Annotated in this window: 21 protein-coding genes; 3 read left to right on the forward strand and 18 right to left on the reverse strand. The window is 62.5% G+C overall.

Annotation, left to right across the window (positions count from 1 at the left end; all coding sequences use genetic code 11):
- Positions 1-149: 149 nt before the first annotated feature.
- The 3 genes from AC1Q67_RS00535 to AC1Q67_RS00545 are packed head-to-tail and all read left to right on the forward strand — an operon-like array spanning position 150 to position 3,249.
- The gene (locus tag AC1Q67_RS00535) at positions 150-530 is read left to right on the forward strand and encodes a hypothetical protein (protein WP_492235587.1); all 381 of its coding nucleotides are present in this window, start codon (positions 150-152) and stop codon (positions 528-530) included.
- A 57-nt stretch (positions 531-587) separates the two neighbouring features.
- Positions 588-2,729 (forward strand): TonB-dependent receptor family protein, encoded by a 2,142-nt coding sequence (locus AC1Q67_RS00540; protein WP_492235586.1) that lies wholly within the window; start codon positions 588-590, stop codon positions 2,727-2,729.
- Positions 2,730-2,781: 52 nt separating this feature from the next.
- A complete protein-coding gene (locus AC1Q67_RS00545) occupies positions 2,782-3,249 on the forward strand; it encodes a copper uptake system-associated protein (RefSeq protein WP_492235585.1) in 468 nt (155 codons plus the stop codon).
- A gap of 479 nt (positions 3,250-3,728) precedes the next feature.
- Here AC1Q67_RS00545 and AC1Q67_RS00550 read toward each other — a convergent pair whose 3' ends face one another.
- From AC1Q67_RS00550 to AC1Q67_RS00635, 18 genes are all read right to left on the reverse strand, one after another.
- Positions 3,729-4,004: a DUF1467 family protein gene (locus AC1Q67_RS00550; RefSeq protein ID WP_492235584.1), complete on the reverse strand. Its 276-nt coding sequence runs from the start codon at positions 4,002-4,004 to the stop codon at positions 3,729-3,731.
- 8 nt (positions 4,005-4,012) lie between these two features.
- Entirely contained in the window at positions 4,013-4,417 is a 405-nt protein-coding gene (gene mce / locus AC1Q67_RS00555) for a methylmalonyl-CoA epimerase (RefSeq protein ID WP_024575304.1), read from the reverse strand.
- 27 nt (positions 4,418-4,444) lie between these two features.
- A complete protein-coding gene (locus AC1Q67_RS00560; RefSeq protein ID WP_492235583.1) occupies positions 4,445-6,115 on the reverse strand; it encodes a ribonuclease J in 1,671 nt (556 codons plus the stop codon).
- A 1-nt stretch (position 6,116) separates the two neighbouring features.
- Complete coding sequence (locus AC1Q67_RS00565; protein WP_492235582.1) at positions 6,117-6,920, reverse strand: biotin--[acetyl-CoA-carboxylase] ligase; 804 nt, start codon at positions 6,918-6,920, stop codon at positions 6,117-6,119.
- Entirely contained in the window at positions 6,920-8,347 is a 1,428-nt protein-coding gene (nuoN, locus tag AC1Q67_RS00570; protein ID WP_492235581.1) for an NADH-quinone oxidoreductase subunit NuoN, read from the reverse strand. Before nuoN ends, AC1Q67_RS00565 begins: the two co-directional genes overlap by 1 nt.
- A 12-nt stretch (positions 8,348-8,359) precedes the next feature.
- A complete protein-coding gene (locus AC1Q67_RS00575; protein WP_492235580.1) occupies positions 8,360-9,868 on the reverse strand; it encodes an NADH-quinone oxidoreductase subunit M in 1,509 nt (502 codons plus the stop codon).
- Positions 9,868-11,943, reverse strand: a complete 2,076-nt coding sequence (nuoL, locus tag AC1Q67_RS00580) for an NADH-quinone oxidoreductase subunit L (RefSeq protein ID WP_492235579.1) — start codon at positions 11,941-11,943, stop codon at positions 9,868-9,870. Before nuoL ends, AC1Q67_RS00575 begins: the two co-directional genes overlap by 1 nt.
- A 92-nt stretch (positions 11,944-12,035) precedes the next feature.
- Positions 12,036-12,344: an NADH-quinone oxidoreductase subunit NuoK gene (gene nuoK, locus AC1Q67_RS00585; protein WP_024575298.1), complete on the reverse strand. Its 309-nt coding sequence runs from the start codon at positions 12,342-12,344 to the stop codon at positions 12,036-12,038.
- Positions 12,341-12,979 (reverse strand): NADH-quinone oxidoreductase subunit J, encoded by a 639-nt coding sequence (locus AC1Q67_RS00590; RefSeq protein WP_492235578.1) that lies wholly within the window; start codon positions 12,977-12,979, stop codon positions 12,341-12,343. The genes nuoK and AC1Q67_RS00590 overlap by 4 nt, the downstream gene beginning before the upstream one ends.
- 9 nt (positions 12,980-12,988) lie before the next feature.
- Positions 12,989-13,477, reverse strand: a complete 489-nt coding sequence (gene nuoI / locus AC1Q67_RS00595) for an NADH-quinone oxidoreductase subunit NuoI (protein ID WP_002711590.1) — start codon at positions 13,475-13,477, stop codon at positions 12,989-12,991.
- 7 nt (positions 13,478-13,484) lie between these two features.
- Complete coding sequence (gene nuoH, locus AC1Q67_RS00600; RefSeq protein WP_024575296.1) at positions 13,485-14,525, reverse strand: NADH-quinone oxidoreductase subunit NuoH; 1,041 nt, start codon at positions 14,523-14,525, stop codon at positions 13,485-13,487.
- A gap of 10 nt (positions 14,526-14,535) precedes the next feature.
- Positions 14,536-16,611 carry an NADH-quinone oxidoreductase subunit NuoG gene (gene nuoG / locus AC1Q67_RS00605; protein ID WP_492235577.1) on the reverse strand — a complete coding sequence of 692 codons (2,076 nt, stop codon included), beginning with the start codon at positions 16,609-16,611 and terminating at the stop codon, positions 14,536-14,538.
- A gap of 5 nt (positions 16,612-16,616) precedes the next feature.
- Positions 16,617-17,942, reverse strand: coding sequence for an NADH-quinone oxidoreductase subunit NuoF (nuoF, locus tag AC1Q67_RS00610; RefSeq protein ID WP_024575294.1), 1,326 nt, complete (start codon positions 17,940-17,942; stop codon positions 16,617-16,619).
- A gap of 10 nt (positions 17,943-17,952) precedes the next feature.
- A complete protein-coding gene (locus tag AC1Q67_RS00615; RefSeq protein WP_492235576.1) occupies positions 17,953-18,132 on the reverse strand; it encodes a hypothetical protein in 180 nt (59 codons plus the stop codon).
- Entirely contained in the window at positions 18,129-18,902 is a 774-nt protein-coding gene (gene nuoE, locus AC1Q67_RS00620; RefSeq protein WP_492235575.1) for an NADH-quinone oxidoreductase subunit NuoE, read from the reverse strand. The genes AC1Q67_RS00615 and nuoE overlap by 4 nt, the downstream gene beginning before the upstream one ends.
- 50 nt (positions 18,903-18,952) lie before the next feature.
- A complete protein-coding gene (locus tag AC1Q67_RS00625) occupies positions 18,953-19,924 on the reverse strand; it encodes an FkbM family methyltransferase (protein WP_492235574.1) in 972 nt (323 codons plus the stop codon).
- Complete coding sequence (locus AC1Q67_RS00630) at positions 19,924-21,132, reverse strand: NADH-quinone oxidoreductase subunit D (protein WP_492235573.1); 1,209 nt, start codon at positions 21,130-21,132, stop codon at positions 19,924-19,926. The genes AC1Q67_RS00625 and AC1Q67_RS00630 overlap by 1 nt, the downstream gene beginning before the upstream one ends.
- Entirely contained in the window at positions 21,132-21,770 is a 639-nt protein-coding gene (locus AC1Q67_RS00635; RefSeq protein ID WP_024575289.1) for an NADH-quinone oxidoreductase subunit C, read from the reverse strand. Before AC1Q67_RS00635 ends, AC1Q67_RS00630 begins: the two co-directional genes overlap by 1 nt.
- Positions 21,771-21,775 lie beyond the last annotated feature (5 nt).

Below are 21,775 nucleotides of genomic sequence, written 5' to 3' on the forward strand. Positions count from 1 at the left end.
TCGGGATTGATCCGGGAATCGGAGGGAAAGCTTGGGAACCTTTTCAGTGAAAGCGGATCAAATGGCAAAACACAAGAGGAAGCATGGGTGTGGCTTTTGGGGGATTTGCGGTTCCCGCCCCCCATGGTAACAGCCTGATGGGGTTTCATATGGCTGCGACACGGATCAGATCGATAGGACGATGGGCTGCGTTTGTCGCGGTCTATGCGCTTGTCTTCAACGTGATGCTGACCAGCGCCCTGCTGGCCTCGATCTCGCCGCTCAAGTTCAACGCCCTCCACGAACTCTGCCTCAACGGCAGTTCAGCGATTCCCGACGCCGACGGCAACAGCGATCCCGCCAAGCCGATCGTCCGCTGCCCGCTGTGCCTGTCGAGTGCCGTGGCAACGGCTGACCAGCCGCCGCAGACCCCGGCGCTGGCCATCCGCATCGCGCTGCGCGTTCTGTTCGAACCCGCGCCGAACGACCCTGTCGCTGTCCGCTTTGCGCAGAGCGATCACCAGCCCCGCGGCCCTCCCCACCTGACCTGACGACCCGCGCTTTCGCGCATCCGTTCAATCGTCAATGTCACAGGTGGGACTTAACCCATGTTTTCCGTTTCCATACGGGCGCGCAGCATCCTGCTGGCGTCCGCCGCGACCGTCTCAACGATCCCGCTCGCCCACGCGCAAACCGCGCCTCAGGAACTTCCGCCTGTTGTGGTGCAAACCGAACGACAGCCGCGTCCGGTTAGGAACCGCGTCGCAATGCCGGCACCGGTTCAGTCCGGTTCAGCCTCAACCGCGCCCACCGCTGCACCCGCACCGCTCGGCGTAAAGACTGCGGATCAGGCGCGTCAGGACATCCAGCAGACACCCGGCGGCGTCGCCGTCGTTGCGGCGGAAGAGTACAAGAACAACTCTGTCGCCAGCACCATCAAGGACATCCTCGGCTACGTGCCCGGCGTGTTCGCACAGCCGAAATGGGGCGACGACACCCGGCTTTCCATTCGCGGCTCGGGCCTGTCGCGCAATTTCCATCTGCGCGGCGTCCAGCTCTACATGGACGGCATTCCGATCAACACCTCCGACGGCTACGGCGATTTCCAGGAAATAGATCCGACCGCCTACAAGTATGTCGAGGTCTACAAGGGCGCGAACGCCTTGCAGTTCGGCGCGAACTCGCTCGGCGGCGCGATCAATTTCGTGACGCCGACCGGCCGCGATTTTGGCGTCAACAGCGCCGGGATCGACATGGGCTCGTTCGGCTATCGCCGCTTCCAGGGCAGCGTCGGTGGCGCAAACGGCCCGTGGGACGCGTTCTTCACCGCATCGAACCAGAGCGCCGAAGGATTCCGCGATCACAGCTACGGCCACTCGACCCGCGCCAGCGGCAATATCGGCTATCAGTTCTCGCCGGATTTCGAGACGCGCTTCTATATCAACGCCAATGACATCCGGCAGCGCATTCCGGGCTCGGTAACGAGGGCATCCGCGCTCACATCGCCCGAGACTGCGGCAGCCGGCAACGTCATCAACGACCAGCAGCGCAACATCGACAGCGGGCGGATCGCCAACAAGACGACGGTCCGGTTCGGTGCGACCACGGTGGAGTTCGGCGCTTTCGCGGTGGACCGCCACCTGATGCATCCGATCTTCCAGTGGCTGGACTATCAGTACAAAGACTACGGCGGCTTCGGCAAAGTCACCGACGACCGGGTCATCGGCGGCTTCCGCAACCGGCTGGTGGCGGGCGTCAACGTCGTCAACGGCGAGATCGACAACAAGCAGTATCAGAACATCGGCGGCTACAAAGGTGCGCTGCTGTCGTCATCGCTCGACAAGTCGAAGAATACCTCCGCTTATGTGGAGAACTCGTTCTACTTCCTGCCGAACGTCGCTGCCATCGGCGGCACCCAGTTCCTGTACGCGACGCGCGATCGCACGGCCCGGTTCGGTGCGACATCGAGTGGCTCGACGGAGTTCAACCTGTGGAGTCCAAAAGCCGGACTGCTCTGGGATATCGATCCGACATGGCAAGCCTTCGCCAATATTTCGCGCAGCGCCGAAGTGCCGAGTTTCGGCGAAAGCTCGGCTGCTCCCGCGATTCCGTTTTACTTGATCCAGCCACAGACGGCGACGACCTACGAGATCGGGACACGCGGCAGACGTCCCGATCTGACTTGGGAACTCACCGGCTATCGCGCAGAGATCAAGAACGAACTGCAATGCATGTATGGCGCGCCGGGACAGTGCAACGTGGTCAATGCCGACCGCACGGTCCATCAGGGGATCGAGGCTGGCCTCGGTGTCGCGGTGCTCAAGAATGTCTTCACGCCTGACGCGGACAAGGTGTGGATCAACCTCTCCTACACCTACAACGACTTCCGCTTCGACAACGATCCGGTGTTCGGCAACAACCAGCTTCCTGGCGCGCCGCGTCACTTCCTGCGCGCCGAAGCGCTCTACAAGCATGCCAACGGCTTCTACATCGGCCCGAATATCGAATGGGTGCCACAGGCTTACTACGTGGACAACTTCAATACGTTCACCACGGCCGCTTACGCAATCTGGGGCCTCAAGGCCGGCGTCGATGACGGCAAGTATTCGATGTATCTTGAGGCACGCAACATCGCGAACACGGCGTACATCGCGAGCACGAGCATCACGCGACTCGCAAACGCCGCTTCTCCGCTGTTCGAGCCAGGCACCGGCCGCGCGGTGTATGCCGGTATGAAGGTGCGGTGGTAACCATCTGGGCGGACCAAAGCGCTTCCCGGCGGTGAGTAATCGCCGGGAAGAAATGTTTCACGAAGCACGCGGTGGATATTCTTCGATGCAAGTACGTCTCATAGGATTTTTGCTGTTGCTCGGGGTGGCCGTGGTGTCCGGCAACGCAAGCGCGGGACCGCAGGAAACTGCGATCTCAGCCATGCTGCACCACATGTTCGACAAACCTGACGCGAGGCTGACGGTCGGTCCTGTCGTGGTGTCCGGCAATCACGCTATTGCCGACTGGTCCCAGGGTGAGATGGGCGGTCGTGCCTTGCTGCACAGCAGACACAACGAATGGCGTATCGTTCTCTGCACCGGCGATGAAATCAAAAATCAAGGCGCAATGATCAAGGCCGGTGTGCCCGCCGAAGACGCCTTGCGTCTTGAGCGCGATCTCGCCAATGCAGAAGCGGCGCTCGATCCAAAACAACGAGCTCAGTTTTCGAGATTTGAGGGCCTGGTCATGATGGACCACGATTCGGCGCACAAGCACTGAGCCGGTGACAGCGCGCGATATGCGATGGTAGTCGTCCACCATTTTTCATTCGCTCAACGCGAGCGAGGCAAAAACGCCGCCAAACGGCTTGTTTCCGGCTGAATCCGTCAATTGTGCACTGCCGCAAAAGTAGACATTTAATGCTGAAAAACGTGACAAGTCAGAATCCTTCCGCTACAAAAACGCGTCAGCGCGATACGGCTATTCGTCGCATCGTCTGGTGGTCCAAGTCTCGGGAGGAGCCCCTGACGCGCATAAGCAGCGTCGCCCCGTCTAACCAAGGATAAATCCAACTTTTTCGGGGAAAATAGGGTCGACACAATTTTTGGAGCAGGGCTTAGGCCCTGCTCTTTTTTCTTTCGCGCACGTTTGATCGTCTGTGCGCGAACGCCGTACCCCGGAATCACAATCGATCGGGATGAATTATATCGCCAGTGGCGCCGCCTCGTGCCCCACGGTTCGCTTCGCGAACCGCGCCGCTAAAGCGGAATGCCCATGAGCTGCGACAGGCGCTCGATATTCAGATAACCCGCCCTGAAGGCCCACATTCCCGCTGCGAAGATCGCAGCGGAGATGGCTGTGGTCCACAGCAGTTTGCGACCCATGCGGGCGGCACTGGGCGCGCCCGGATCGGTGCCGGCAATCGCCTCACCGTTCTCCATCTGGCTGCGCACGCCGAACGGCAACACTGCGAACAGCACCACCCACCAAAGCACGAAGTAGATCGCGAACGCGGTTGAGAGCGAATAGACCATCTAAATTCTCAAGACTGTTCGATTTCGACGAGCGCGCCGGAGAAGTCCTTCGGATGCAGGAACAGCACCGGCTTGCCGTGCGCGCCGATCTTCGGATTGCCGTCGCCCAGCACGCGAGCCCCCTCCGCGATCAGCGTGTCGCGCGCGGCGATGATCTCCGGCACCTCGTAGCAGATATGGTGGATGCCGCCATCAGGATTACGCTCGACAAACTTCGCGATCGGAGAATCCTCGCCGAGCGGCTGGATGAATTCAATCTTGGTGTTGGGCAGCGTCGCGAACACGGTGATGACGCCATGCTCGGGCAGCGGCACCGCGCCGGAAATTTCCGCGCCGAAGGCCGTGCCATAAATCTTGGCTGCTTTCTCGGCATCCTTCACCGCAATCGCCACATGATTGAGACGGCCCAGCATGTCTTGCTCCTGACTATCGAACGGAAATCAAACCATCAGCACGTGCACGACGCAAAGCGGCTTCTTGCCCCACTGGTCGTTGATTTCGGAGCGGACCGCGCGCCGCACGGATTCGGAAATCGCATCGGGATCGCGGCGCCGCGCGCGCGGGAGGTTCTCCACTGTGGAAACAACGAGGTCGAACACCTCGTCCGCGATGACCTCGCCTGCCTTATTCTTTTCCGGAATGCCGACGAGATCAACCTCGGGATCGTCGGCCAGATCGCCCTTGTCGGTGACCGCGATGGCGACGAAGGCGCAGCCGGCAAATGCCAGCCGCCGCCGCTCGATCACGGCGCGGGCCTTTTCCGCTTCAAGAATGTTACCGTCCTTGTAGATCCGCCCGCTCGGCAGCTCCTCGATGATCGCCGGATCGCCCGGACCCAAGCGCACCAGATCGCCGTTCTTGCAGATCAGCACCTTCGGCACGCCGCACTCGCGGGCGAGCTTGGCATGCTCGGATAAATGCAGCGCCTCGCCATGCGCCGGGATCAGCAGTTGCGGACGAACCCAGGAGATCATGTCGCGCAACTCGTCGCGCCTCGGATGGCCGGAGACGTGCACCATGTGAGTGCGGTCGGTGATGACCTCGACGCCCTGCATGATCAGACCGTTGATGATCGCACCGACGGCCTTCTCGTTGCCGGGAATGGTCCGCGACGAAAAGATCACGGTGTCGCCCTTATTCAGCGTCACCTGCGGATGATCGTCGTTGGCGATGCGGGCCAGCGCGGCGCGCGGCTCTCCCTGGCTGCCGGTGCACAGCGCCAGCACCTTGTCAGGCGGAAAGTTTCCATAGTAGTCGGCGCTGCGAAACGCCTGCACGCCGTCGAGATAGCCGGTCTCGCGTGCGACCTGCACCACCCGCTCCATCGCGCGCCCGACCACGACGACCTCGCGGTCGGCTGCCTTCGCGGCGTCCGCAACAGCGCGCAGCCGTGCCACGTTGGACGCGAACGTCGTCACCGCGACGCGCCCCTTCGCTGCCTTCACCAGTTCGGTGATGTTCTTCGCGACTTCCCGCTCCGACGGCGAGCGGCCTTCGCGCACCGCATTGGTCGAGTCGCCGACCAGCGCCATGACGCCCTCATCACCAAGCTCGCGCAGCCGCTTCTCGTCGGTCGGTTTGCCGATGATCGGCGTCGGATCAATCTTCCAGTCGCCGGTGTGCAGCACGGTTCCGGCGGACGTGCGGATCGCCAGCGCGTGTGACTCCGGAATCGAATGCGCCACCGGAATGAATTCGACGCTGAACGGGCCGATCTGGACAGTGCCGCCCGACGGAATCACGGTGACCGGAATCCTCGGTGGATTGCGCTCGCTGGCGCATTTGGCCTCGAACAGCGCCGCGCTGAACTGGGTCGCATAGATCGGGCATTTCAGTTGCGGCCACAGATCGATAATCGCGCCGAAATGATCCTCGTGGGCGTGGGTCAGAACCAGCCCGACCAGATTCTTCCGCTCCTTCACAAGAAAGCGGATGTCCGGCATCACCACATCGATGCCCGGCAGGTGTTCCTCGTTGCCGAACGACACGCCGAGGTCGATGGCGAGCCAGCTTCGCTGCTGCCCCTTGCCGAGGCCGTAGATCGACAGGTTCATGCCAATCTCGCCGATACCGCCGAGCGGAGCGAATGTGAGTTCGTCAGGTCGCGACATATCAGGCTGCTCCAGACGATTTGGCGGATCCGAAATGGACATCGCCGGCGGCGATGGGCGTGCGCTTGCCGTCATGGCCGGCGATGATCAGGCAGCCGGTCTCGTCGATGGTTTCGAAGATACCCTCGACGCTTGTTCCGCTCGACTGGATCGAGACCGGCTCGCCGAGCCCGGCCGCGCGATCCAGCCAACGGCTGCGGATTTCACCGAAGCCCCGGCCGTTGTCCCAGATGCCGCGAAACTCGGCCCATGCATCGGACAGCGCCATGAACAGGTCCCCGGCACCGGCAGTGATGCCGAGCGCGGCCAGCGAGGTCGCCGGATACGGCGTCCCTTCCGGCGCGGAGATCACATTGGTTCCCATACCAACGGCGACGGCGAGATCACCGCCAATGGTTTCGGCCTCGAGCAGGATGCCCGACAGCTTCTTGTCGTCGGCCAGAACATCGTTCGGCCATTTCAGCAGAAACTGGACGGACGCCCCTGATCGCATCCGGTGTTCCATGCTCACCGTCTGCAAGGCAGCTTCCAACGACAGACCTGCGGCAAACCCGAGCGTCGCCGCGACGGGAGGCTGCACGTCCAGCGTCTCGACAATGGTGGCGGCAAGATTGCCGCGCGGGGAAATCCATTCTCGCTGGCGGCGGCCGCGTCCCGCTGTTTGCAGATCCGTCACCAGCCAGAGCGGCCCGCGCTCGCCTGCCCTAGCCCGCTCGAGCGCCTCGGCATTGGTCGAACCAATGCTGTCGAACGCCTCAACGCGATAGTTCTGGGCTCTGGCCCGTGGACCGAGCGCGAACGCCATTAAAACAGCGACTTCGCGGCCACCGTGGCAGCATTCACCAGCGGCGCGGGATAGACGAAGAACAGCAGGTTGAAGATGCCGGCGACAGCCAGCACCACCCGAAGCTCGATACGCATTGGCTCCATCGCTTCCTTCGGCTCGTCGAAGTACATCACCTTGACGATGGTGAGATAGTAGAACGCGCCCACCACGCTGGTCACCACGCCGATCACCGCGAGCGTAAACAGCCCCGCCTTGATCGCAGCCAGGAACACATAGAACTTCGCGAAGAAGCCGGCGAGCGGCGGAATGCCAGCCAGCGAGAACAGTAACATCGCAAAGAAGAACGCCAGCATCGGGTTGGTCCGTGACAGGCCCGCGAAATCGCTGATGGTTTCGACCGCCCGGCCATTGCGCTTCATGGCCAGGATGATGGCGAAAGTGCCGAGCGTCATGGCGACATAGATCGCGATATAGACCAGCACGCCCTGCGCGCCCTGCTGCGTTCCGGCGGCGAGGCCGACCAGCGCGAAGCCCATGTGGCCGATGGACGAATAGGCCATCAGGCGCTTGATGTTCTTCTGGCCGATGGCCGCGAACGATCCCAGAGCCATCGAGGCGATGGAGACGAACACCACGATCTGCTGCCACTGCGGCACGATTCCGGGGAACGCCGTCAGCGCCACGCGGGTGAACACGGCGAGCGCGGCGACCTTCGGCGCGGACGCAAAGAACGCGGTGACAGGCGTCGGTGCGCCTTCATACACGTCCGGCGTCCACATGTGGAACGGTACGGCGGAGACCTTGAAGCAGAGACCTGCCAGCAGGAACACCAGTCCGAACACAAGGCCGATGTTGCCGCTCTTCGCTTCCGCGGCGATGCCTGCGAAGCTCACGGTGCCCGTGAAACCGTAAATCAGCGACGCGCCGTACAGCAGCATGCCGGACGACAGCGCGCCGAGCACGAAATACTTCAGGCCCGCTTCCGTCGATTTGGTGTCGTCACGATGGCTCGCCGCCACGACGTAGAGCGCAAGGCTCATCAGTTCGAGGCCGAGATAGAGCATGATCAGGTCGCCGGCGGAGATCAGCACCATCATGCCGGTGGTGGAGAGCATCACCAGGATCGCATACTCGAAAATCTTCGCCTGCTCGGCGAGGTACGCGCGCGACAGGATCAGCGTGACGCCGGAGCCGATCAACGCCAGGATTTTCAGGAACCGCGCATAGTCGTCGACGATGAAACTGCCGCCGAAGGTGGTCAGCTTGCCAGCCGGCAGCCACAGTTCGAGACCGCCCGTCACAACGAGCAAAACCACAGCGATGCCGGTTACCAGCGACGTCGTCTGCGGTCCGCGAAACGCGCCGAGCATCAGGAGCGCCATGGCGCCAGCGGCCAGCACCAGTTCCGGCAGCACGGGAAGCAGCGAATATCCTGCGAAAGTCATAAGCCGTTTCCGTTACTGAACCAGCGCCGCCGCTTTCACGGCGGTGATGGCGGTGTTGTAGTTCGTGACGAGCTGCTGCACCGAGGCCGCCGACATATCGAGGACCGGCTTCGGATATACGCCAAAGAGAATGGTGAGAATGACCAGCGGCGCGAGAATAATCCCTTCCCGCAGCGTCAGATCCTTGATGCTGGCGAGCGACGGCTTGTCGAGCACGCCGAACACCACCTTGCGATAAAGCCAAAGCGCATAGGCCGCCGACAGGATCACGCCCAGCGCGGCCACCGTCGCAGTCGGAATGCTGACCTTGAACGTGCCGATCAGGGTCATGAACTCGCCGACGAATCCCGATGTGCCCGGCAGACCGACGTTCGCCATGGTGAAGACCATGAACACGAAGGCATAGAGCGGCATCCTGTTCACGAGGCCACCATAGGCGGCAATCTCGCGGGTGTGCAGCCGGTCGTAGACCACGCCGACGCAGAGGAACAGCGCGCCCGAGACGATGCCGTGCGACACCATCTGGAACACGCCGCCGGCGACGCCCTGCATGGTGCCCGCGAAAATGCCCATGGTGACGAAGCCCATGTGAGCGACGGACGAGTAAGCAATCAGCTTCTTGATGTCTTCCTGCATCAGCGCGACCAGCGACGTATAGACGATCGCAATCGTTGAGAGCGTGAAGACCAGCGGCGCAAAGTCATGTGACGCCAGCGGGAACATCGGCAGCGAGAAACGCAGGAAGCCGTAGCCGCCCATCTTCAGCAGAATGGCCGCCAGCACGACGGAGCCCGCGGTCGGTGCCTCGACGTGCGCGTCCGGCAACCAGGTGTGCACCGGCCACATCGGCATCTTCACCGCGAACGAGGCGAAGAACGCCAGCCACGCCCATGTCTGGAGGCTGCGCGGCACGGCGGTGTTCATCAGCGTCGGAATGTCGGTGGTCCCGGCGTTCAGATACAGCGCCATGATGGCGAGCAGCATCAGCACCGAGCCGAGCAACGTGTAGAGGAAGAACTTGAAGCTGGCATAGACCCGGCGCGGGCCGCCCCAGACGCCGATGATGAGGAACATCGGGATCAGGCCGCCTTCGAAGAACAGATAGAACAGCACGAGATCGAGCGCGGAGAACGTACCGACCATCAGCGTCTCGAGGAACAGAAACGCCATCATGTATTCGCGCACGCGCAGTGTGACCGACTTCCAGCTTGCGAGAATGCAGAACGGCATCAGTGCCGTGGTCAGGATCACGAACGGCAGCGAAATGCCGTCGACGCCCATGTGATAGGTGATGGTGTTGGCGAGCCACGGCGCCTTCTCGACGAACTGGAAGCCGGGATTCGACGGATCGAACCGCATCACCAGAATGAGCGACACCGCGAAAGTGATGATCGTGGTCCACAGCGCGATCCAGCGCGCATTGCCGCGCGCGGCTTCGTCGTCACCGCGGCTGAGGTAAATCAGGATCGCGCCGACGATCGGCAGGAACGTGACGACGGAAAGAATGGGCCAGGTTGTCATCATTGGCCCCCGAGACCGAAGATAAACCACGTGATGAGACCGGCCACGCCGATCAGCATCGCGAATGCATAGTGATAGAGATAGCCGGTCTGGAGCCGCACGACGTTGCGCGTGACATCGAGCACGCGCGCGGATACGCCGTCAGGACCGAACCCGTCGATGATGAAGCCGTCGCCCTTCTTCCACAGGAAGCGTCCCAGCCACTTGGCCGGTCGCACGAACAAGAAGTCATACAGCTCGTCGAAGTACCACTTGTTGAGCAGGAAGCGGTACAGGCCCGGATGCTGGTTCGCGAGTTCGACCGGCAGATAGGGCTTGCGGATATAGAACAGCCACGACACGAAGAAGCCGACCACCATCATCACCGTCGGCAGGAACGCAATCGTCGCCGGAATGTGATGCATCTCCTCGATGATCTTGGGATTCATCTTCAGCGACTCGCGGAAGAATTCATGAATGCCGTGGCCCGCGAACAGCTCCTTGAACGGGAAGCCCGCGAGGATCGAGCCCACCGCCAGCACGGCGAGCGGGATCAGCATGGTGTACGGGCTCTCGTGCGCGGCCTCGTAGTGCTTCTGGTCGTGCGGCTCGCCATGGAACGTCTTGAAGATCAGGCGCCATGAATAGAACGAGGTGAGGCCCGCGGCGATCACGGTGCAGAGAAAGCCGTAAAGAGCGAACGGATTGTGCGCCACGAAGGCGGACTCGATGATCGCGTCCTTGGAGAAATAGCCTGCCGTCAGCGGGAAGCCCGTCAGCGCCAGCGTGCCGATCACCATGGTGATGTAGGTGAACGGGATCTTGTCCTTCAGGCCACCCATGTTGCGGATGTCCTGCTCGTGATGCATCGCGACGATCACCGAGCCCGATCCCAGGAACAGCAACGCCTTGAAGAAAGCGTGGGTGAACAGGTGGAACATGCCGACCGAATAGGCCCCTGCTCCCATGGCCACGAACATGTAGCCGAGCTGCGAACAGGTCGAATAAGCAACGATGCGTTTGATGTCGTTCTGCACGAGGCCGATGGTGGCGGCGAACAGCGCAGTGGTCGCGCCGACCAGCATCACGGCGGCCTGCGCGTTCGGAGCGAGTTCGAACAGCGGCGACAGGCGCGCCACCATGAACACGCCGGCGGTGACCATGGTCGCGGCGTGGATCAGCGCCGACACCGGCGTCGGGCCTTCCATGGCGTCTGGCAACCAGGTGTGCAGCAGGAACTGCGCGGACTTGCCCATCGCGCCCATGAACAGGAACAGGCAGATCAGCGTGAGCGCATCGACGTTCCAGGCGAAGAAGTGAATGGTCTTGCCTGTTAGGCCGGGGGCCGCGGCGAAGATCGTGTCGAAATCGACCGAGCCGACCATCATGAAGATCGCGAAGATACCGAGCAGGAAGCCGAAGTCGCCGACGCGGTTGACCACGAACGCCTTGATGGCGGCGGCATTGGCCGACGGCTTCTGGAACCAGAAACCGATCAGCAGGTAGCTTGCCAGGCCCACGCCTTCCCAGCCGAAGAACATCTGCACGAGGTTGTCCGCGGTTACCAACATGAGCATCATGAAGGTAAACAGCGACAGATAGGCCATGAACCGCGGACGGTTCGGGTCCTCGTTCATGTAGCCGATCGAATACAGGTGCACGAGCGACGACACCGAGGTGACCACCACCAGCATCACGGCGGTCAGCGTATCGACGCGCAGCGCCCAGTTGACGACGAGATCACCCGAGCCGATCCAGGTGAAAAGCTGAGCGCGTGTGTCGTGATGCAGGAACCCGACATCGACCAGCGTCATCCATGACAGCGCGGCGGAAATCAGCAGCAGCGCGGTGGTGACGATCTCGGCGGTGCGTGAGCCGGCCGCCGGCGGTTCGACCGGTCCATGATCGTCATGCCCGTGGTCGCCGTGTCCGTGATCGTCATGGGCCGCGTGAGCGTGAGCTGCGCCGTGCCCGTCATGACCATGGGCGTGATCCATTTCGTCGCCGCTCGGATTGCGTGCATGGGCGCCAAACAGCGCCACCGCGCCCGCAATGAGCGCGCCGATCAGCGGCAGGAAAACGATTGCCTGAATCATGGCGTGATTCTCTCAAGACGCATGATCTGGTCCGAAAACCGGTGTCCACCCGCCGGGTCGTTGCCCGAGGGCATGCTTTTCGGGATCATGCGTTAACCCTTCATCAGATTGATGTCCTCGACCGCGATCGAACCGCGATTCCGGAAGAACACCACCAGTACGGCAAGCCCGATCGCCGCTTCAGCCGCGGCAACCGTCAGCACCAGAAGCGCGAACACCTGCCCCACGATGTCGCCGAGGAACGACGAGAACGCCACCAGGTTGATGTTCACGGCAAGCAGAATGAGTTCGATCGACATCAGGATGACAATGACGTTCTTCCGGTTGAGGAAGATGCCGAGAATGCCGATCGTGAACAGGATAGCGGCGACCGCGAGATAGTGACCGAGACCGATTGTCATCGCACCCACTCCCCGGAGTCCGCGTCCTGAAGTCCCTGCCCCGGCGCGACCTTGCGCACATCCATCGCAGCAGCCTTGGTGCGCGCGTTCTGTGCGTTGATGTCCTGCCGCTTCACGCTCGGCTTGTGCCGCAGCGTGAGCACGATGGCGCCGATCATGGCGACCAGCAGCACCAGACCCGCCAATTGGAAGTAAGGCAGATACTTCGTGTACAGCACGAGGCCGAGCGCTTCTGTGTTGGTGACCCCGCCGGGGATCGGAGACGTGATCGCCTTCGAGATCGATGGGTGGATCGCCCAGCCAAGCGCCACAAGCAGCAGTTCGGCGAGGAACACCGCGCCGATCAGCAGGCCGACCGGCAGATACTCGATGAAGCCCTGCCGGAGTTCGGCGAAGTCCACGTCCAGCATCATGATGACGAACAGGAACAGCACCGCGACCGCGCCGACGTAGACCACGATCAGGATCATCGCGAGGAATTCCGCGCCGAGCAGCATGAACAGTCCCGCCGCGTTCACGAACGCAAGGATCAGGAACAGCACGGAGTGCACAGGGTTGCGCGAAGTCACAACCATGATCGCCGACGCCACGCAGACGCCAGCAAAGAGATAGAAAAAGAGCGCGGGACCGATCATACCCTCACCTCACCGGTACGGCGCGTCGAGTTCGATGTTCTTCGCAATCTCGCGCTCCCACCGATCGCCGTTGGCGAGCAGTCTCGCCTTGTCATAATAAAGCTCCTCGCGCGTTTCCGTCGCGAATTCGAAATTCGGGCCCTCGACGATGGCGTCGACCGGACATGCCTCCTGGCAAAGCCCGCAATAGATGCACTTCACCATGTCGATGTCATAGCGCACCGTGCGGCGCGTGCCGTCATTGCGGCGCGGACCGGCTTCGATGGTAATGGCCTGCGCCGGACAGATCGCTTCGCACAGCTTGCAGGCGATGCAGCGTTCCTCGCCGTTCGGATAACGGCGCAGCGCATGCTCACCACGGAAGCGCGGCGAGATCGGCCCCTTCTCGAAGGGGTAGTTCAGCGTCGGCTTCGGCTTGAAGAAGTAGCGCATGGCGAGAACGAACGCCGAGACGAACTCTTTCAGCAGGAGCGAATTGGCTGTGGATGCTATGCCCATGATGCCCTCACTTCGGCGCTAGGTTCGCGAATTGCAGGACACCGGCGACGATGACGACCATCGCCAGCGACAACGGCAGGAAGACCTTCCAGCCCAGCCGCATCAGCTGGTCGTAGCGGTAGCGCGGCACGATCGCCTTCGCCATCGCGATCAGGAAGAACATGAAGAACAGCTTCAGCACGAACCAGATCACGCCCGGCACCCAGGTGAACGGCGCGAACGGGATCGGCGACAGCCAGCCGCCGAGGAACAGGATCGTCGCCAGCGCACACATGGTGCAGATCGCGACGTATTCGCCGAGCATGAACAGCAGATACGGCGTCGAGCCGTATTCGGTCATGAAGCCCGCGACCAGTTCGGATTCCGCTTCCACCAGATCGAACGGCGGACGATTGGTTTCCGCCAGCGCCGAGACGTAGAAAATCACGAACATCGGGAACAGCGGCAGCCAGTACCAGCCGAGAATGCCGAGCTTGGTGTCCTGCGCCGCGACCACCGCCGTCAGGTTCAGCGAACCGACGCACAGCAGCACGGTGATGATGACGAAGCCGATGGAAACTTCGTAGGACACCATCTGGGCTGCGGAGCGAAGCGCGGCAAGAAACGGATACTTCGAGTTCGACGCCCAGCCGGCCATGATGATGCCGTAGATCGACAGCGACGAGATCGCGAAGATGTAGAGGATGCCGACATTGATGTCGGCGATCACCCAGTTGAGATTGACGGGGATCACCGCCCACGCAGCCAGAGCCAGCACGCAGGTCACCAGCGGCGCAAGAAGGAACACGGCCTTGTTCGCGCCGTCCGGAATGGTCGGCTCTTTCAGCACGAACTTCAGAAGGTCCGCGAAGGATTGCAGCAGCCCCCATGGACCCACCACGTTGGGGCCGCGGCGGATCTGCACCGCCGCCCAGATCTTGCGGTCGGCCAGCAGGATGTAGGCGATGGCAACCAGCAATAGCACGAGCAGCAGCAGGCTCTGCGCGACCATGATGATGATCGGCCACAGATAGCCTGTCCATAACTCGCTTGCGAAGAATTCGGTCATCGGGTCACGCTCACTCCGCCGCCGTCAGAATCTGCCCGGAGGCGAGCTTGGAACATTCGGCCATCACCGCGGATGCCCGCGCAATGGGATTGGTCAGGTAGAAGTCCTCGACCGGGCTCTTGAAGGCGCCCTTCTCGACCGAGCCGCCGCGCGCCGCAAGCGCTTTCACGCCTGCCGCATCGCCCGCCTCGATCTGGTCGATCCGCATCAGGTGCGGTGCGGCCTTGAAGATCGCCTGACGCAGTTGCCCGAGCGAGTCGAACGGCAGTTTCTTGCCGAGAACATCGGACAGCGCGCGGATGATCGCCCAGTCCTCGCGCGCGTCGCCCGGCGGGAACGCGGCGCGGTTGGCCATCTGCACCCGGCCTTCGGTGTTGACGTAAAGACCGGCCTTCTCGGTGTAGGCGGCACCCGGCAGGATCACGTCGGCGCGGTGTGCGCCCTTGTCGCCGTGCGTGCCGATGTAAACCACGAAGGTGCCATCCGCCGGGCTGACATCGTCTGCGCCGAGCGAGAACAGCACATCGAGCGTGCCGAACGCGGTCATCTGCGCGACGCTCAGGCCGCCCGCCCCCGGCGTGAAGCCGATGTCGAGCGCACCGACGCGCGAGGCGGCATTATGAAGCACCGCAAATCCGTTCCAGCCGTCCTTCAGCGCGCCGAGATCGACGGCGAGCTTGGCCGCCTGCGACAGCACCGCTGCGCCATCGTGACGGGCGGCAACGCCCGCGCCCACCAGCACGATCGGATGCTTCGCGCCCTTCAGGACATCGGCGAAGGAATGCTTGCCGGCAGCGAGGTCGCTCAGCGTATCGGTGCCCGCGCCGAGATGCTCGTAATCATAGGTCAGGTCGGCCCTGTCGCCGATCACGCCGATCTTGAGCGCGCCCGTGCGCCAGCGCTTGCGGATGCGTGCGTTGAGAACAGCCGCTTCCTTGCGCGGGTTGGAACCGACGATCAGCAGCGCGTCCGCCTGTTCGATTCCTGCGATAGTCGGATTGAAGATGTACGACGCGCGGCCCGCCTTCGGATCGAACCCACCGCCGTCCTGGGTGGCGAAATTCGCCGACCCGAATGAGGTGAGCAGTTCCTTGAGCGCGAACATCTCCTCGACCGCGGCGAGGTCACCGGCGATTGCGCCGGTGCGCCGGCCGTCGGAACGCGCAACCGCCTTGGCGATGGTCGCGAAAGCCTCGGTCCAGCTCGCTGCGCGCAGTTTGCCGTTCTCGCGAATGTACGGCCGATCCAGGCGCTGCGTGCGCAGACCGTCGACGATGTGGCGCGTCTTGTCGGAGATCCACTCCTCGTTCACGCTTTCATTGACGCGCGGCAGGATGCGCATCACTTCGCGGCCGCGCGTATCGACGCGGATCGCGGAGCCAATCGCATCCATCACGTCGATGGACTGGGTCTTGCCCAGTTCCCACGGACGCGCGGCAAATGCGTATGGCTTCGAGGTCAGCGCACCGACCGGGCAGATGTCGACGAGGTTGCCCTGCAGTTCGGACGTCAGCGCACTCTGGAGATACGTCGTGATCTCGACGTCCTCGCCGCGGCCGGTCAGGCCCAGTTCCGGCACGCCGCAAACTTCAGTGGTGAAGCGGACGCAGCGCGTGCACTGGATGCAGCGGTTCATCGAGGTCTTCACCAGCGCGCCGATGTACTTGTCCTCGACCGCGCGCTTGTTCTCCATGAAACGGCTGGTGTCGACGCCGTAACCCATCGCCTGATCCTGGAGATCGCACTCGCCGCCCTGATCGCAGATCGGGCAATCGAGCGGATGGTTGATCAGCAGGAATTCCATCACGCCTTCGCGTGCCTTCTTCACCATCGGCGATTTGGTCTTGACCGCCGGCAGTTCGCCGTTCGGACCCGGGCGACAGTCGCGCACGGCCCAGGCGCAGCTTGCGACCGGCTTCGGCGAACCGGCGACCTCAACGAGGCACATGCGGCAGTTGCCGGCGATCGACAGCCGCTCGTGGTAGCAGAAGCGCGGAATCTCGGCGCCCGCCGCCTCGCACGCCTGCAGCAGCGTGTACTCGGCAGGAACGTCAATCTCTTTTCCGTCGACGAGAATTTTGGTCATCGCCATTACTCCGCCGCGACCATGTTGATCGGATCGAGAACGCCGACGTCATCGATGGTCGACTTGCGCGTGAAATCGTCAATGCGCCGTTCGATCTCCGGACGGAAGGCGCGGATCAGACCCTGGATCGGCCAAGCCGCCGCGTCGCCGAGCGCGCAGATGGTGTGGCCTTCGACCTGCTTGGTGACTTCCAGCAACATGTCGATCTCGCGCTTGTGGGCGCGGCCTTCGACCATGCGTGACAGCACACGCCACATCCAGCCAGTGCCTTCACGGCACGGCGTGCACTGGCCGCAGCTCTCATGCTTGAAGAAGTAGGAAATGCGCGCGATGGCCGCGACCACGTCCGTCGACTTGTCCATCACGATGACGCCGGCGGTGCCGAAGCTCGACTTCACTGCGCGGGTGCCGTCGAAATCCATGATCAGATCCTGGCAATCCGCCGCCGGGATCAGCGGGCACGATGCGCCGCCGGGAATGATCGCCAGCAGATTGTCCCAGCCGCCGCGAATGCCGCCGCCGTGCTTCTCGATAAGTTCCCTGAACGGAATGCTCATGGCGTCTTCGACGACGCACGGCGTGTTGACGTGACCGGAGATGCCGTAAAGCTTGGTGCCGACATTGTTCGGACGGCCGATGGCGGCGAACCACGCCGCGCCCCGGCGCAGGATGTCCGGCGCGACCGCGATCGACTCGACGTTGTTCACGGTGGTCGGGCAACCATAAAGACCGACGTTGGCCGGGAACGGCGGCTTCAGGCGCGGCTGGCCTTTCTTGCCTTCGAGGCTTTCGAGCAACGCGGTTTCCTCACCGCAGATGTACGCGCCGGCGCCGTGGTGAACGTAAAGATCGAACGGATAACCGTGAACGTTGTCCTTGCCGATCAGCTTCGCCTCATAGGCCTGATCGACCGCCGCCTGCAGATGCTCGCGCTCTCGGATGAACTCGCCGCGCACATAGATGTAAGCGACATGCGCGCCCATCGCGGCGCTGGCAATCAGGCAGCCTTCCACCAGCAGATGCGGATCGTGCCGCATGATCTCGCGATCCTTGCAGGTGCCCGGCTCGGACTCGTCGGCGTTGACGACGAGATAGCTCGGACGTCCGTCGGCGTTGTCCTTCGGCATGAACGACCATTTCATGCCGGTCGGGAAGCCCGCCCCGCCGCGCCCGCGCAGGCCTGACGCCTTCATTTCGGCGACGATCCAGTCGCGGCCCCGGTCGATGATCGCCTTGGTGCCGTCCCATGCGCCACGGCGGCGCGCGCCCTCCAGGCCCCAGTCGTCGAGCCCGTAGAGATTGCGGAAGATGCGGTCCTTGTCGTCGAGCATGATCGCTACCTTAAGACCCCGAGCGCTTCGATTGCTGATAGGCGAGCCCGCCCGCCATCGCACCAAAGCCGATCGCCCAGAACACGGCGGACTGGAGTTCGGTTTTCAGAATGTAGAAATTCAGAAAGAAGATGAAGACAGCGGCGACAACCGCGTGAAGCGCGATGTAGCGAAGCGCGGCACCGGTCATGACTTGTCTCCTTTCGGAGGGTTCGTCTTTGTGGAGTCGCCCATGGGCGGCTTCGGCGACGGGCGCTCCTGCACGTTGGCAGCCTCGGTCTGCTTCTTGGACTCGGCGTCCGTGAGCGCAGGCTTGTTCGGTGCGGATACGCTGCCCCTGTTGTCGTTGCTAGCAGGGGTGGTGAGCGACGTCGGCCCGCCGGCCGGCGCGGCATACTGGCGATCGATCTGTGGGCCGGGCTTGGGCAAATTGCCGGTCTCGAAGCCGTCGAGCACTCTGTTCAGGCTCTCGGGCGTCAGATCCTCATAGGTGTCCTTCCAGATCATCACCATCGGCGCATTCACGCAGGCGCCGAGACACTCGACCTCTTCCCACGAGAAATTGCCGTCGGCCGAGACATGGAACGGATCGTGATGAATACGGTTCTTGCAGACCTCGATCAGGTCTTTCGCGCCGCGCAGCATGCACGGCGTCGTGCCGCAAACCTGCACATGCGCCTTCTTGCCGACCGGTTCGAGCTGGAACATCGTGTAGAACGTGGCGATTTCCAGCACGCGGATATAGGGCATGTCCAGCAGGTCGGCGACCGCACGGATCGCAACCTCGGACACCCAGCCGTCATGCTGTTCCTGCACGCGCCACAGGATCGGGATCACCGCGGACTGCTGACGGCCCGGCGGGTATTTCTCGATCTGGGCTTTCGCCCACGCCAGATTCTCCGCGCTGAACGCGAAGCTTGCGGGCTGCACCTCTTTCGGAGCCAAACGGCGGACGGCCATCGTTTAAGTCTTTCGATCTTTCATTGCGCCAAGTCTTGTTGCGTCAAATCTCATTGCGTCATGGCGCGGCGCGCGTTGCCTGAATTCATGCTGTAGATACGCTGCTCCCAGAACGCGCTCGAGGTCGCAAACACGTTATAGCCAACGTGCGAGGCGACCTTGATGCGGTCGAGCGTGGACAACTGGGTCAGCGCTTCGAAGCGATCCGTTGCCGGATCGTGGATGATTGCCTTCATCGGCGTCTGTTCGAGAATGTAGCGCGACACGCTGTGGGTCGGATCGTTGCCGTGTTCCTCGCAGACCACGACCGAATCCGTTTCCAGAATCCGCTTGCCGCCCTTCATGGCATCGATCTCGACGCCTTCGACGTCGAGCTTGATGATGTATTTGCCCTGCGCCGGGATCTTGCCGTCCTCGATCAGGTTATCGAGTGCAAGCACCTTTACTTCCTCGCCGCCCGCATCGGTACCGCCTGCGATGCTGAACGCCTCGTGACGGTCGCCCGACAGGCGCGCCGTGCCGCGTGCGGAGCCGATGGCGGCGTTGATCGCCTCGAACCGGCCGTTGTTGATCTTCGCATTGTGCGCCAGCCGTGGATAATTCCGCGACGACGGCTCCATCGCGATCGACGGGCGCGAGCCGAAACGCTGGCTGGACACCATGACCGACCAGTAACCGTAGTTCGCGCCGCAATCGATCAGCGTATAGTTGACGTCCTTGGAGTCGAGCAGGAACAGTTCAAGCTCGTCCTCGTACTTGAAGGTGCGGTTGAGCAGCTTGCTCCAGTAGCCGTCGCCGTATGGGAATGAGAACGCAGCATCCGGATTGAGCATGACATTGATGTCGCGCTCGGGAAGAAACAGCGTCTTCAGCAGATTGGCCGCGCTGTTGTAACCGCGATGGGAAATGTACGCGCCGACCTTCGATCCTGCGAGCAGCGCAAAGCCGATGCTGCGCTCCCACGGCGTCGCACCGGTCATTTCACCGGTGGTACGATCAAAGATGATCGGCTGCTGCGCCATCAGCGGTCCACCTCGCCGAACACGATGTCGAGCGAACCGAGAATGGCCGAGACGTCCGCCAGCAGATGGCCCTTGCAGATGAAGTCCATTGCCTGAAGGTGTGCGAAGCCCGGCGCGCGGATCTTGCACTTGTACGGCTTGTTGGTGCCGTCGGCGACCAGGAACACGCCGAACTCGCCCTTCGGCGCTTCGACCGCGGCGTAGACTTCGCCGGCGGGGACGTGAACGCCTTCGGTATAGAGCTTGAAGTGGTGGATCAGCGCTTCCATCGAGCGCTTCATCTCGCTGCGGCGCGGCGGCGCGATCTTGTTGTCCTCGACGACAACCGGTCCCTGCCCCTCGGGCGCGCGCAGCTTCTCGATGCACTGCTTCATGATGCGCACCGACTGGCGCATTTCTTCCATGCGGATGCAGTAGCGATCGTAGCAGTCGCCGTTCTTGCCGATCGGAATATCGAAATCCATCTCGGCGTAACATTCGTAAGGCTGCGACTTGCGCAGATCCCATGCCGCGCCCGAGCCGCGCACCATCACGCCGGAGAAGCCCCACTCCCACGCCTGATCGAGTGTCACCACGCCGATATCGACGTTGCGCTGCTTGAAGATGCGGTTGTCGGTGAGCAGCGTTTCGAGATCGTCGACGACCTTGAGGAACGGATCGCACCACGCTTCGATGTCGTTGATCAGCGCGGGCGGCAGATCCTGATGCACACCGCCGACGCGGAAGAACGCCGCGTGCATGCGCGAGCCGGAGGCGCGCTCATAGAACACCATCAGCTTTTCGCGCTCTTCGAAACCCCAGAGCGGCGGTGTCAGCGCGCCGACGTCCATCGCCTGCGTGGTCACGTTCAGCAGGTGCGACAGGATGCGGCCGATCTCGGAATACAGCACGCGGATCAGTTGGCCGCGGCGCGGCACGGTGATGCCGAGCAGCTTTTCCGCCGCGAGGCAGAATGCATGCTCCTGATTCATCGGCGCGACGTAGTCGAGCCGGTCGAAATACGGAATCGCCTGAAGATAGGTCTTCTGCTCGATCAGCTTTTCGGTGCCGCGATGAAGCAGACCGATATGCGGATCGACGCGCTCGACGACTTCGCCGTCAAGCTCAAGCACCAGACGCAGCACGCCGTGCGCGGCCGGATGCTGCGGCCCGAAGTTGATGGTGAAATTGCGCTCGCCGGTAGCTTCGGCGTTCAGAACGTCGGTCATCAGCCACCTGCCTTTGGTGCTGGCGCCGACGCGGGCGCAGCGGCCTTCTCATCGCCCGGCAGCGCGTAGTCCGCGCCTTCCCATGGCGAGAGGAAGTCGAACTTGCGGAATTCCTGATTAAGTCGGACCGGCTCGTAGACAACGCGCTTCTCGGCGTCGTCGTAGCGGACCTCGACGAAGCCGGTCAGCGGGAAGTCCTTGCGCAACGGATGACCGTCGAAACCGTAGTCGGTCAGCAGGCGTCGCATGTCGGGATGGCCGATGAAGATCACACCGTACAGATCGTAGGTCTCGCGTTCGAACCAGTCCGCGCCCGGAAACACCGAGATGATCGACGGCACCTGCGTGGTCTCGTTCGCCTCGCCGCGCAGACGCAGCCGCGTGTTCAGCACCGGCGACATGAAGTGATAGATCACATCGAAGCGGTTCTCGCGGCCCGGATAGTCCACCGCCGTCACGTCGGTGACGTTCACGAAGCGGAAGCGCGGATCGGTCTTCAGCACGCGGACGACGTCCACGATCTTTGCAAGATCGACCGAGATCGCGAGCTGATTGAATGCAACCGAATGCCCGAGCGCCGCGCCGGGAAGCGCGGCCACGATCGTCTGGCCAAGAGCGTCTAGTTTCGCATCATCCATGTGCG

Source organism: Afipia sp. GW823-FHT06G09, assembly GCF_058794875.1.